Source organism: Pseudomonas sp. AK181 (assembly GCF_051122975.1).
In the GTDB taxonomy this organism is placed as follows: Bacteria; Pseudomonadota; Gammaproteobacteria; order Pseudomonadales; family Pseudomonadaceae; genus Aquipseudomonas; species Aquipseudomonas lactis.
Map to the genome: position 1 here is coordinate 6,374,273 of NZ_CP146348.1, position 12,980 is coordinate 6,387,252.

The window sequence follows — 12,980 nt, forward strand, 5'->3', positions numbered from 1 at the left end:
AGTGACTGACACACCGCCTTCGCGGGCAAGCCCGCTCCCACATTAGGTCAGCGTCAGCATTTTTTGCTCCATCGCCACACGCTCCAGACTTTTAAAATCTCCGACGCACCGATCAATCCAGCCATTGCCAGGACGTTGTACTGCGGCAAAACTCGAGCGCCAATCAACAGGAGCGAAACGGAGGGGATAACGAGCACAAGTCGTAAGGGGGTTTGAAAAAAGACAAGCCACACGACTGATTTTTTCTGAAGAAAAAACATGGCGCAGGATGCAAAAATTGAGGCCTGTAAAACCAACGCCCCCACAAACATAACTATTTGCACATCACTGTGCGCTCGCAAAACATCTGAAGCGCTTATCACATCACTTAGATACGGAATTCTATTGTTTAAAAAACTATTGGACGCATACCAAATGAGATAAATCGTATCCATCGCTCCCCAAAACAGCCAAATTCTGCGACGGCTCATTTTGCACCCTCCTTTTTTTCATACGCCTCATCTGGTGTGACTGGCTGCCAGTGCCATGATTTCCCGCCAATCTGCCACTTGTCCTCGCCCTCCAGAAACCGTTGCGGAGTATGCCGAAGCTCGCCATATCGACGTATGGCAGAGTCGGCGATGCGGTGCTCTTCGAAATCATTCAGTGGTACCCATTGCTGGATAAGTGTTCTGGTCGTATTTGCTAAATCTTTACCGTCAGAACCAAATACTCGACCTTGGTCACCCATAGACCCTAAACGGTTGGCAGCTATAATTGCGGTGTTCTTCACTGCGTCATAGTCAATGCTGAAAAAAGCCCATTTTCCCGGCCCTACCTCCTCCTCGCTTTCAAACCGGCCAGAAGAGAATCCACTTGGAATACATCGCTGTGCATGCAAGTCATTCAAAGCCCCCGTCCGTTCTGAAACAAGCAACCACTCTCCGCTTTTAATCTTGTTAAGTATCTTTTTTCGTCCTTTCCAATTCACACATGAATTTAAACCTACATCACACTCTTTAATAAGCTCAGATAACCCAAGCAAGCCAGAAGTAAACGGAAGATGAAATTCAACAATTGACGTCGCAGAAAAAGGACTTATGAGTTCAATAGTCGAAGGATCAAAACTCTGTAGTTTTCCGCGCGGAATTAGCTTTTGCATGTCGCACCCACTCATCAATAGGAGATATCCCTTTGATAAGGAAAACCGTCTGCGGCGGCTATAGTCCATTTCCCCATGAAAAATAGGACGTTTCCCATATTTTTTCGTATCGCGGGCTTTCTCAGAAAAAATAATTTGCGCGGTCAAAACCAAATTTTTTTCAACCCTTACCAGATTTTTTCAAGTTAGAGCCTGGCAGCTATTTTTTTACACCCCTCGCCCACCCCGCAACATCAAGTTCAACTCATCCACCACCACCGCCCAATCCGCATCGTCGAGAATCTCCTCACGCAAAAATGCCTTCTGGCTATCCGTCCAAAAAAACGCGTCCGCCAGTTTCAACTCCGGCTTGAGCGGCGAATGAGAGGCGACAAATTGCTCGATACTGACCGGGTCATCCGCTAGGCCAAGCTGTTTGAACAAAGCCGGCAAGCTGTGCACTGGCGATTCCATGGAAGGCTCCTCATAAGTTAGGTTGAAGTGAGTCTAGCGGCAGCCTTCAGGTTGCGGCGCCGGTGCATTGCATAGCACGAACAACCGCGCCCTGGCGCCACCGCCGTCCTGGCGACTGAGTTCGTGCCAACTGTTGGGCAGCGGCGCGAATTCATCCGGGGCTTCGTTGCTGCTGATCAACCATACCCGCCGCGTTTGAGCAGGCAGTGCTGAGAGGCGGTCCAGATAGATGCGGCCACCGTCCTGGTCCACCAGTGTGCCGAAGCCATAAGCATTCGGGCGGGTCGCGGTGCCGTCGGGTTTGGGCGGTGTGAAGAGCTGCAGTTGGGCGTCGGTCTGGTCGTAATACACGTAGCTGAGGTACCACATCATGTCGCTGAGGACGATGCGGTCGCCTTCCTGATAGTTGCGATTGACGAACTCCACGGGCACGTTGAACTGGTCGTGTTCATCCACCTCGAAATTGTTCTTTAGCCCCAGCAGTTCTACGCCCACAAACAGCGCGAACAGCGCCACGCCCAGCCAGGACAAACGGGGCGGCAAACGGTCGATGGCAAGCGCCAGGACAATCGGCAGGCCCAACGCATACACCGTGAGATAGCGCTCGATAAACACCGGGGAGATAAAGGAAACGCCATAGACCAAAAGCAGCGGCAGCAAGCAAAACAGTGCCGGCAGGCGCGCTGCGGGGTTGCGCCAGGCCGCCAGTACAACCACCACGGCCAGCAGCAGGGGGAACAGCCAGAACAGCGGCGGCCACAGGCCGAGACCGTCATCCTGCAACAGAAACTGCCAGATCATCGACGGCAGGGACAGCAGGTTGACCGGCTCTTCCCAACCAATGTCGCCGCCGACTTTGAGCTGCTCGACGTGCTGCACCAAATCCAGCAGGCTGGGCAGCCAGGGCAGATACAACAACACTATCGCCACGTTGGCCGCCCACCAGGCAGGCCGGGTGATCAAGCGCTGACCTGGCGCCTGCAACCCCAGGTACGCCCAATGCACCAGCACGCACAGCGCGGTGAAGTAGTGGGTATAGAACCCGGCGCTCATCAACAGCACATACACAGCCCCATAACGCGTGCGTTCGGGCTGCCTCACCCAGTACACCAACGCCAACGTGGCGCCCAGTAGCCACACGCCGAGCAGCGAATACATTCGCACTTCCTGGCTGTAGCGTACCGCCGTGGGCAGTAGAGCCAGCAGGATCCCGGCCAGCACGGCTGCGCGTCGGGTGGACAGTTGCCGTGTCAGCCAGATGCCCAGGCCCACGACGGCCACGCCGGGGATAGCACTCAAACTGCGAATCGAGCCGATGCTGTCGCCGAACATCTCGATCCAACCGCGCAGCAGCAAGAAGTACAGCGGCGGGTGCACATCATGGGCCGCGTGAAACCACAGGTCGGCCAGGGCGTATTCGCTGAGCAACAGGCTTGAGCCTTCGTCGCCCCAGATCGCCGCCGAGGTGAGGTGGTAAAACCGCAGGGCCATGGCCAGCGCCAGGATCGGCACCCACCACAGGCGGCTGAGCCAGCCGGCACCTTCCCAGCTCAAGCGATGAAAGGCAGGCAATGCCCCGACTTTTTCGTGTTGCTCGACCACAGACCGACGCATATCGACTCCGCTACTACTGCCCTCTTGCAGGACAAACACTGCGCATGCGCAAACACCGCCACTCTAGGCCAAAAGGCCTGGCCTCGCCGCTGGAATCGGACAAATCAGCAATTTGTGTAGGCCTTCACCGAAGCGCTCGTCGGATCAGGCTATTATTGCCCCTTCTCCAAGGACTCAGGATCAAGGAAACGTTATGCGTATCGGTTTGCTGTCACCTCTGGCCCTGGCCCTGCTGGCCGGTTTTTCCCTACCGGCCCAGGCCAGTTCTGACGACTCGTGCTACCCCGACTGGCGGGTATCGCGTGACAGCTACGAGCCGTGCAGCAACCAACCGTTTCTCAGCCCTGGTAACGACAGCCGGGTGAACCTGCGCCTGTTGCTGGCCGACAAAAAAGCCGCGCCCCTGGCCCCCAATGCCTTGGGCGAAGACGATTTGGCCCAAGGGTTCGGCCCGGTGCCGTTTCCGGTGTATCGCCTGGTGCCGGTTCCGGCTGCGGATGAGGAGCCGGATAACAAGGCTGACGATTCACGCACAGCCGAACTCGACACCCTGCTCCAGCCCTTGGGTATCAAGCGCGACGAGTACAAGACTGCAGGCCAAGCCTTCCTGAATGGCGAAGGCAGCCGTTGCCGCAGCAATGACGATGACAGCGCCACGGCGTTTATCAGCCAGGTGATCAAAGCCCAGATGCCGCCCGCCGAGCGCGATGTGTTGGTCAAAGCACGCCTGCAATTACTGAGCACCTGTGACTGGAGCCGCCAAGTGGTGGACGCCCAGCTGACCCCGTCGGCCAATGCTCAGTTGTTTCGTACCTATTTGCAGGCCGCCGGCGACTTCTACAGCGGGCGCTTCGATTACGCCGAGCGCGGGTTCGCCGCCGCCGCCACCAGCGATGTGCCGTGGCTGAAGGAAACGGCGCTGTACATGACTGCGCGTACTTCACTGAATCAGGCCCAGGCCGAAGCCTTCGACGAATACGGCATGCCGCAACGCGAGCATGTGGATAAGTCGGCCTTGAGCGATGCCGAAGAAGGTTTTCTCAGTTACCTGAAACATTATCCACAGGGCGATTACGTCGCCTCCGCCCGTGGCCTGTTACGCCGTGTGCACTGGCTGGCGAACGACGACGCCAAGCTTGCCGAAGACTTCACCTGGCAATTTACCGAGGCCACCGACGCCCAGCGCAATGTGAGCGTGGACGAGCTGGTGGAAGAGGCCGACCTCAAGTTGCTGATGGTCGGCAACAAAGCCGCGAACAGCCCGATGCTGCAAGTGGTCAGCGACCTGATGGCGATGCGCGCCCACACCCCGCCGCTGTTGAGCCGCGAAGACCTGGATAAGCAAAAGGGTACCTTCGCCAGTGAGCCAGCGCTGTTTGACTTCCTGCAAGCCAGCTACGCCCTGTACGTCGAACACCAACCCGACGCGGCCTTGAAACACCTGCCGGCGGATGTACCGTCGAGCCTGGATTACTTCGCCTTTAGCCAACAGACCCTGCGCGCGCTGGCCCTGGAAGCCAAGCAGGACTGGAAGGCCGCCGAGGCCCTGTGGCTGCAACTGCTGCCGCTGGCCAAGCAGCCGCTGCAACGCGACCAACTGGAGCTGGCCCTGGCCATGAATTACGAGCGCAGCGGCCAATTGGCCAAAGTGTTCGCCGCCGACTCGCCGATCAGCGCCAAGCAAGTGCGCTACATCCTGCTGCGCAACGTCGCCGGCCCCGACCTGCTGCGCCAGCAGATCGCCGACGCCAGCGACCCGATTGAGCGCCAGAGTGCGCAATTCGTGTTGCTCTACAAAGACCTGCTGCGCGGCCAGTACGCCACCTTCGCCGATGACCTCAAGCAGGCCTCGCTCTCTGACGACAAACTCGGCACCAGCCTGGGCTACACCTATACCAGCGGCCAGACCTTGAAGCTGTTCCAGTGGAATGGCGACAAGGCCGAATCCGGCTACGCCTGCCCAAGCATCGCGCAAACCGCCGCGACCTTGCAGGACGAGGCCAAAAACCCGCACGCCTTGAACTGCTTCGGTGAGTTCATCCTGCGCAATGGCCTGGACGGCATGCCCCTGGAACAACCTCGCGCCGCCGGCAGCCTGGGCAGCACCGCCTCGGACTTCAAAGGTGAAACCTTCTCGCGCCTGGACGGCTACAAACAGGTGATCGCCAACGCCAAGGCGCCGAAAACCGACAAGGCCTATGCGTTGTTCCGCGCCATCAACTGCTACGCGCCGGCCGGCTACAACAGCTGCGGCGGCGAAGACGTGGCGCCGGCGGTGCGCAAAGCCTGGTTCCGCCAACTCAAGAGCGGTTTTGCCGATACCCAGTGGGGCAAATCGCTGCAGTACTACTGGTGAAGCCGCTGTGGCTAGGCTTGCTGTTGCTGGCAAGCCCGGCCTTTGGCGCCGTTAACGCGGGCGACTACGACGCCTTCTGGCTGTGGAGCGGGGTCACGCCCCAGCCGGTGATCAAGCAAGCAAAAACCCTGTACATCCTGCAAGGCCAGATCAACGCCACCCGCCGCGCGCCCCAGCGCGGCGTACAACTGATCGCCCAAGGCATGAGCGTGCCGCGCCTTACCCAAGGCCATGTCTGGGTGGTGTACCGCGCCCACACCCTGCGCTGGCCGGAACGGGTCTACACCCAGGTGCTGGGCCAGGTGCAACGCTGGCGTGACGCCGGCAACCCGGTGATCGGTATCCAGATCGACTTCGATGCCCGCACCCAATACCTGCACGAATACGCCGACTTCCTGCGCGACCTGCGCCGACGCCTGCCCGCCGACCTGCGCCTGAGCATCACCGGCCTGATGGACTGGAGCAGCAACGCCGACCCGACCGCCATCGCCCAGCTCAAGGGCGTGGTGGATGAAGTGGTGGTGCAGACCTATCAAGGGCGTCACAGCATCCCGGATTACGCGGCGTATTTGCCGCGGATGAATCGGCTGGGCGTGCCGTTCAAGATTGGTTTGATTCAGGGCGGGGAGTGGCAAGAGCCGGGGTATCTGCGGGGTAATGAGTGGTTTCGGGGGTATGTGGTGTTTTTGCAGAATCTTTGAAGTTTGCTAACACCTGTAGGAGCGAGCTTGCTCGCGAAAAACGTATAGACGACACCGGCAACCTGATAGCGCTGCGTTATCGTTCACGTCTTTCGCGAGCAAGCTCGCTCCTACAGTGGTTTCAGTGATTTGCTACCAATCGTACGTCAGGCTCGACACTACCGTGCGTCCTTCCCCGTAGTAGCAATCCAGATCACTGGTGCACTGCGAGACGTAGGTCTTGTTGCTGAGGTTCTGCACGTTCATCGCCAGCTTCACGCCCTTGAGCTTGAGCGGCGAGGCGCCCAGGTCGTAGCTCAGGCTTGCATCGTAGACGCTGTAGGACGGCACATTAAAAGCGCCTTCGTAGTCGTCGCCCAGGCTTTGGCGGGCATAACGCACGCCCAGGCCCGCGCCCAACCCTGCCAAGGGCGTGTCGCCGAGCACGGTGTAGTTGACCCACATCGAGGCGGTGAGTGGGGAGATGCCGGCCGGGTGGCGACCTTGGCGGCCATCGTTGTCCTTGGTGTATTTGACGTCATTGCGCGCAGCCGAGGCGACCACTTCCCATGCGTCGCTCACGACCGCCTTGGCTTCCAGCTCAACACCCCGCGAGCGCAGGGCGCCGCTTTGGGTGCTGAAGGTGGTGTCTACCGGGTTGGTGGTCAGCACGTTTTCCTGGTCCAGTTGGTACACAGAGGCCTGGATGAAGCTCTTCTGGCCCGGTGGCTGGAACTTCACGCCGACTTCGTACTGTTTGCCGGTGGAGGGTTCGAAGGGTTTTCGGTTCGCATCGGTGCCGGCCAGCGGCAGGAAGGATTCCGAATAGCTGACGAAGGGCGACACGCCGCTATCGAACAGGTACACCAGGCCCGCACGGCCGGTGAACGCCTGGTCTTTGCTGGCAAAGCGGGTGTCCTGTATCGGCTCCTTGTTCACCACATTCGCCCAGTCGTAGCGGCCACCGAGTACCAGCACCCATTTATCCAGCTTGATCTGGTCCTGCAGGTAAAGGCCGGTCTGGGTGATGGTGCGATCCCAGCGGTACGGCTGGCCGAAGTTCAGGGGCTGGCCGTACACCGGTTTGAACAGGTCGATGATCGGCGGGTTGCGGTCGTACAGGCCATGGAATTGCGAGTTGGAATGGTAGTAGTCCAGGCCAACGATGAAGGTGTGGGACAGCGCGCCTGTGTCGAATTCGGCCTGGGCGATGCTGTCCACGCCGAACACTTTGTTGGTCTGCGACCAGTCCACGCCGAAGCGTTGCAGGTAGCGCTGGTCCTGCACGCCGGTGTTTGGGTTGGCGACGAAACGGTAGCCATGCAGCGGCGCGGTGTAGCGGTCGTCGACCTCGGCGTAACGGGCGTTTTGCTTGAGGGTCCAGATGTCGTTGAGGCGATGGGAAACTTCGTAGCCCAGCACGTATTGCTCGCGGTTGTACTGGTTGACGCCCGGCTCGCCGATAAACACATCGCGCTTGATCTTGCCGTTGGGGTTGTCCCACAGCGTGCCGGACGCCGGCAGGCCTTGGGCTTCGGGCACGCCTTTGTCTTTCTGGTATTGGGCGAACAGGGTCAAACTGGTGTCGTCGTTGGGACGCCAGGTGAGGCTGGGGGCGATGAACTGGCGCTTGTTTTCGACGTAGTTGATTTCGTCTTGCGCGTCATTCGCCAGGCCGGTCAGGCGGTAGAGAAACTGCCCCTCCTCGTCCAGCGGGCCGCTCAGGTCGATGGCAGCGCTTTTGTGTTCGTAGGTGCCGGCTTCCAGCACCACTTGGTGTATCGGCGTTTCGCTGGGGCGCTTGCTGACCATATTGACGATGCCGCCCGGCTGGTTCTGGCCGTAAAGCACGGACGCCGGGCCTTTGAGCACTTCGATGCGCTCCAGGGAATACGGTTCGATCTGCAACGCGCCGCCTGTGCTGCCGCCGCCATAAGGCAGGTGCAGGCCGTCCAGGTACAGCGGCGTGGGCGAGAAGCCGCGTGACGTCGGCTCATCGAACAATTTGACTCGGTCGGCAAAACCACCAGCGCTCATGCCGGGGGTGTAGAGCAACGCCTGGGTGACACTCTGGGCGCCACGTGCCTTGATCTCGGCGGCGGTGATCACGTTGATGGTCTGGGGGATTTCCACCAGCGCCGAGTCGGTCTTGCTGCCCGAGGCGCTGCGCTTGGCGACAATACCGTCCACCGGGCCCCAGGCACTTTCCTGCTCCTGCCGGCCGCTGATCTGGGTCGCGCCCAACTGCAAGGCTCCGTCGCCGGAAAGGGCCTGCAACGACCAACCGCCCTGGGATTGCACCGCCGCCAAACCGCTGCCCGCCAACAAGCGCTGCAACCCCGAACCTACGCCGTAACGCCCTTTTAAGCCGGCGCTGCGCTTGCCGTCGGTGAGCGATGCGTCAACCGACAGCAAGATGCCTGAGGCACTGGCGAAACGGTTCAACGCCTGGTCGAGGCTGCCCGCGGGAATGTCATAGCTGCGCAGCGCTTCGGTGCTTTCTTCGGCTTGAACCATGCTCGGCAGTACCGGAGTCGTTGCCAGCAGGCCGGCAAACAGGCCACGACGCAGCGCGCGGGCCAAAGGTTGGATTGGGTGGTGCGACATGGCAGGACTCCCCGTGAGAACGCTTCTTGATTGGCTTTCAAGAGGTATCCCGAACGGGCCGCAGAAACCGACAAGCCCTGTACAAAGTATTTTCAGACCCGCGCCTTGATCGTTACCCAATAACGGGTCACCGCCTGCACGTGCACGGGCAATGAACGCTCCAAGGCGGCCAGGATTGCGTCGGTGTCGTTCAGCGGGAACACGCCGGTCAACAGCAGGTTCGACACCGCTTGATCGCAGCGCAACAGGCCCGGGCGGTAGCGACTCAGCTGCGCCACGAACTCACCCAACGGCTGGCGCTCGGCAACCAGACGGTGCTCGGTCCAACTGCTGGCATTGGCACTCACCGCTGGCAACGCGGTGCTTTGGCGTGCGTTGAACCACAGGCTGTCCCCTGCCTGCATATGCACCGGCGTGCCCTGCAACGGCGTGACCCGCAGCCGACCTTCGTACAAATCCACACGGCTGCCGTCGGGCAGTTCACGCACCGCAAAGCGCGTGCCCAACGCCTGCACATCACCGGCTGGCGTTTCGACGATCAACGGGCGCAAGGCGTCGTGGCCGCTGGTCAGCAAGACCTCGCCTCGGATCAGCCGAATACGCCGCTCCGTGGCACTGAAACGCAGGTCTACGGCGCTGTCACTGTTGAGGTCCAGTTGCGTGCCGTCGCTCAAGGTCATATGGCGAATTTCGCCCGTGGCGGTATGCAGCTCTGCAAAGGCCGCTTGCCAGGGTTCGCTGCGTTGCACCAGGTAGCCGCTGCCACCGGCCACCAGCAACAGGCCGAGCAGTTTGAGCGCGGCACGGCGCTGGGTGTCCGGGGTGTCGCGCAATACTGCGCGAGCGCTGTCGGCAGGTACGCCGCCCAGGGTGTGTTGCAGCTGCTGCAAGCGCTGCCAGGCGCGACGATGCTCCGGGTCAGCGGCCTGCCAGCGGGCAAACGCCTGGCGCTGCTCGCCCTTGAGCTCGCCGCCCCATTGCAGCATCAACCACTCGCTGGCTTGCTCGACAATCGCGGGGGCGATGGGCGCGTCGTGTTTCATTCTTCGTACACCACCTGGTAGCAGGCGACGATGGCCCGGGTCATGTACTTCTGCACCGAGCTGACGGTGACGCCGAGGCGCTCGGCGATTTGCGCATAGCTCAAGCCTTCGAACTGCGACAGCAAAAACGCACGGCGCACATTGTCGGGCATGCGGTCGAGCATGGCGTCGATCTGCATCAGGGTTTCGAGGATCAGGGCGCGGGTTTCCAGGGACGGCGACTCGGGCTCGGGCAGGTGCGCGATGCTTTCCAGGTACGCACGCTCGATGCGCAGGCGGCGCCATTGATCGATCACCAGGTTGCGGGCGATCTGCGCCAAGTAGCTGCGGCTTTCCTTGTCACCCGGGAAGCGCCCGGCCACCAGCAGGCGCAGGAAGGTGTCCTGCGCCACATCGGCGGCCTGTTCGCGGTCGCCCAGGCGCTTGCGCAACCAGCCTTGCAGCCAGCCGTGATGGTCGCGGTACAGGATGTGAAGCTGTTGCTGGCCGTCAGTCGCGCTGCCCATGAAAAGCTCAGAAGTGTTATTGAGAGCAATTATCATTACATCTTATTTGGCGACTGACAAAAACTCTTTGTTGCTCAGCGCCCAGCGGCCTGCAACGGATACACCGACTCCCACCCTCCTCCCAGCGCTTTGTACAGCCCGACCATGGCCAGCGACACGCCGGTAGAGCTCTCCACCCACTGTTCCTGAGTCGCCAACAATGCGCTCTGCACGGTAAGTACGTTGACGAAATCCGCCACGCCTTCGACGTATTGGTGTTGGGCGGTGGTCAGCGCGATCTGGTTCTGGCGCACGGCTTCCGCGAGGCTGTCGCGGCGCAGTTGGCTGGCGTTGTAGCGGGTCAGTTGGTCGTCGATTTCATGCCAGGCACGCAGCACGGTTTGCTGGTAGGCCAGGGCCGCTTCCTGTTGCTGGGCTTCCCGTAAATCCACCATGCCTTGCAGGCGTCCGCCGTTGAACAGCGGCAGGCTCAGCTGTGGGCCGAAGGCAAAGGCACGGGAACCCCAGGAGCCGAAATCCGAGAGCTGCATGGCTTGGGAGCCGAGGCTGCCGGACAGGGTGATGCGCGGGTAGAAGTCGCCCTTGGCCACGCCGATGCTGGCCGTGGCGGCGTGCAGGCGGGCTTCGGCCTGGCGGATGTCGGGCCGGCGCTCGGCGAGTTCCGATGGCAGGCCGATCGCGACCTGGCGCTGGGTTTGCGGCACAGGGGCGTCTTTGGACAACTGCGCATGCAGGGCCTGAGGCGGCTCGCCCATCAGCAGGCTCAGGGCGTTGATCAACTGGTCCTGGCGCTGCTGCAGATCCGGCAGGCGCGCTTCGATAGCCGCGACCTGGGCGGCGGCTTCGGCCACGTCCAAGTCGGTGGCCACGCCGTCGGCCAGGCGCAGTTGCGAGAGCTTGAGGCTGTGGCGAGCAACGTCGAGGTTTTGCTCGGTGACAGCGCGGGTGTTCTGGACGCCGCGCAGTTGGATGTAGTCCTGAGCAGTCTCGGCCAGCACCGATAACAACACGGCGCGACGGTCGTTTTCGGCGACTTCCAGCGTGGCGTCGGCTGCCTCGGTTTCACGCTTGACCCGGCCCCAGAAGTCCAACTCCCAGGCGGCCGAGAAGCCCATGTCCCATTGGTTGAAGGCCGAGCGGCCGTTCTCGCCGGAAGGGTCGTTCAAGCCTTTGCCGCTGTTGCGCTTGCGCTGGTAGGCGCCGCCGGCATCGACGTTGGGGTAGCGCTCGGCCGTTGTCACCTGGCGGATGGCGCGGCTTTGTTGCAGGCGGCTGCTGGCCAGTTTCAGGTCAAGGTTATCGCTGAGGGCGCGACGCGTAAGGGCCGAGAGCTGCTCATCGTGGAACACGTCCCACCAGCGTTCCTGCAACGGGTCGCTGACGGCGCGGCTGGCGGCTTGGCGGCCCTGGGGTTCGCTCCACTGGCCGACGCGCGGGGCATCGGGCCGTTGGAAATCCGGACCGACCGTGCAGGCGCTCAGGCTGATGAGGCTCAGGGTGAGCCAGGCGAGGTGTCTCATTGCTGGGCCACCTCACGCTGCTGCTCGACGGGCCGGGTATCGACGCTGGCTTCTACCGACATGCCCACGCGCAGGCGCTCGGTCAGTGGCTGGTTCGGCTCAAGCACGATCTTCACTGGAATACGCTGCACTACCTTGGTGAAGTTGCCAGTGGCGTTGTCGGGTTTGACCGAGGCGAAGGTCACCCCGGTGGCCGGCGCCAGGCTTTCCAGATGGCCTTTGAGCAGTTCGCCGTCAAGGCTGTCGACGCTGACTTGCACCGCTTGCCCCGCGTGCATATGCGACAGTTGGGTCTCTTGGAAATTGGCCACCACATAGGCTTCAGAAAGCGGCACCACCGCAAGGATCTTGCTACCCGGCGTCACGTAGGCGCCGACCCGCACCGCACGCTCACCGACCATGCCATCCACCGGTGCGACAATACGCGTGTAAGACAGCTGATAACTGGCCATTTCCAGCGCGGCCTGGGCGCGTTTGAGCCCACCTTCGGCGGCGTCACGTTGGGCGGTGAGGATCTCCACCTGCTTGCGTTCGGCGGCCAGCACGGCGGTGGATTTGGCCAGGCGCGCAGTGGCCTGGTCGATGCGCGTCTTGGCTTGCTGGGCGTTCTGCACGGTGCCCGCACCGACGCCGGCGAGGTGGTTGTAGCGGTTCAGTTCATGCTCGGCAAACGCCACTTCGGCGCGATCCGCTGCCACCGTAGCCTGGGCCTGGGCGATCACCGAGCTCTGGCGCTCCAGGGTCGCGCTGGCGTTTTTCAGCTGGGCCTGGGCGACCAGGGTGTCGGCATCGGCAGCCTGGGCGGCGGCGCGAAAATCGCGGTCGTCGATCAACGCCAGCAGTTGCCCGGCTTTGACACGCTGGTTGTCTTCTACCAGCACCTCCTTGATGAAGCCGGCAACGCGGGGAGCGACCAGGGTGAAATCAGCCGCGACGAAGGCGTCGTTGGTGGTCTGGTGCTTGCTGCCCAGTACGCCCGGCGCAACCAGGTAAACCAGCACACCGACGGCAAATACAGCAATAACGGAGACGGCAATTTTGTCTTTGCGTTTCATGGAAA

General features: G+C 61.3%; 11 protein-coding genes. 2 read left to right on the plus strand and 9 right to left on the minus strand.

Annotation, left to right across the window (positions count from 1 at the left end):
- Positions 1 to 53 precede the first annotated feature (53 nt).
- The 4 genes from V8689_RS29030 to V8689_RS29045 are packed head-to-tail and all read right to left on the minus strand — an operon-like array spanning position 54 to position 3,208.
- Positions 54 to 470 carry a hypothetical protein gene (locus tag V8689_RS29030; RefSeq protein WP_056782538.1) on the minus strand — a complete coding sequence of 139 codons (417 nt, stop codon included), beginning with the start codon at positions 468 to 470 and terminating at the stop codon, positions 54 to 56.
- The gene (locus V8689_RS29035) at positions 467 to 1,288 is read right to left on the minus strand and encodes a hypothetical protein (protein WP_150073294.1); all 822 of its coding nucleotides are present in this window, start codon (positions 1,286 to 1,288) and stop codon (positions 467 to 469) included. The genes V8689_RS29030 and V8689_RS29035 overlap by 4 nt, the downstream gene beginning before the upstream one ends.
- Positions 1,289 to 1,348: 60 nt before the next feature.
- Positions 1,349 to 1,594, minus strand: coding sequence for a DUF2789 domain-containing protein (locus V8689_RS29040; RefSeq protein ID WP_056782536.1), 246 nt, complete (start codon positions 1,592 to 1,594; stop codon positions 1,349 to 1,351).
- Positions 1,595 to 1,627: 33 nt separating this feature from the next.
- Positions 1,628 to 3,208, minus strand: a complete 1,581-nt coding sequence (locus V8689_RS29045) for a glycosyltransferase family 39 protein (RefSeq protein ID WP_056782535.1) — start codon at positions 3,206 to 3,208, stop codon at positions 1,628 to 1,630.
- A 193-nt stretch (positions 3,209 to 3,401) separates the two neighbouring features.
- Between V8689_RS29045 and V8689_RS29050 the strand changes: the two genes are divergently transcribed.
- Positions 3,402 to 5,564, plus strand: coding sequence for a hypothetical protein (locus V8689_RS29050; protein WP_056782534.1), 2,163 nt, complete (start codon positions 3,402 to 3,404; stop codon positions 5,562 to 5,564).
- Positions 5,561 to 6,265: a DUF3142 domain-containing protein gene (locus tag V8689_RS29055; RefSeq protein ID WP_056782533.1), complete on the plus strand. Its 705-nt coding sequence runs from the start codon at positions 5,561 to 5,563 to the stop codon at positions 6,263 to 6,265. Before V8689_RS29050 ends, V8689_RS29055 begins: the two co-directional genes overlap by 4 nt.
- Positions 6,266 to 6,397: 132 nt before the next feature.
- Here the strand turns inward: V8689_RS29055 and V8689_RS29060 are convergent, their stop codons facing one another.
- The 5 genes from V8689_RS29060 to V8689_RS29080 all read right to left on the minus strand — a co-directional run bounded on the left by V8689_RS29060 (position 6,398) and on the right by V8689_RS29080 (position 12,975).
- Positions 6,398 to 8,851, minus strand: a complete 2,454-nt coding sequence (locus V8689_RS29060; protein WP_056782532.1) for a TonB-dependent siderophore receptor — start codon at positions 8,849 to 8,851, stop codon at positions 6,398 to 6,400.
- A 92-nt stretch (positions 8,852 to 8,943) separates the two neighbouring features.
- Entirely contained in the window at positions 8,944 to 9,894 is a 951-nt protein-coding gene (locus tag V8689_RS29065; protein ID WP_056782531.1) for a FecR domain-containing protein, read from the minus strand.
- Positions 9,891 to 10,400 (minus strand): sigma-70 family RNA polymerase sigma factor, encoded by a 510-nt coding sequence (locus tag V8689_RS29070; protein WP_003187450.1) that lies wholly within the window; start codon positions 10,398 to 10,400, stop codon positions 9,891 to 9,893. The genes V8689_RS29065 and V8689_RS29070 overlap by 4 nt, the downstream gene beginning before the upstream one ends.
- A 74-nt stretch (positions 10,401 to 10,474) precedes the next feature.
- Complete coding sequence (locus tag V8689_RS29075) at positions 10,475 to 11,920, minus strand: efflux transporter outer membrane subunit (RefSeq protein ID WP_056782530.1); 1,446 nt, start codon at positions 11,918 to 11,920, stop codon at positions 10,475 to 10,477.
- Positions 11,917 to 12,975, minus strand: coding sequence for an HlyD family secretion protein (locus tag V8689_RS29080; protein ID WP_014716373.1), 1,059 nt, complete (start codon positions 12,973 to 12,975; stop codon positions 11,917 to 11,919). Before V8689_RS29080 ends, V8689_RS29075 begins: the two co-directional genes overlap by 4 nt.
- Between the last annotated feature and the right edge of the window lie 5 nt (positions 12,976 to 12,980).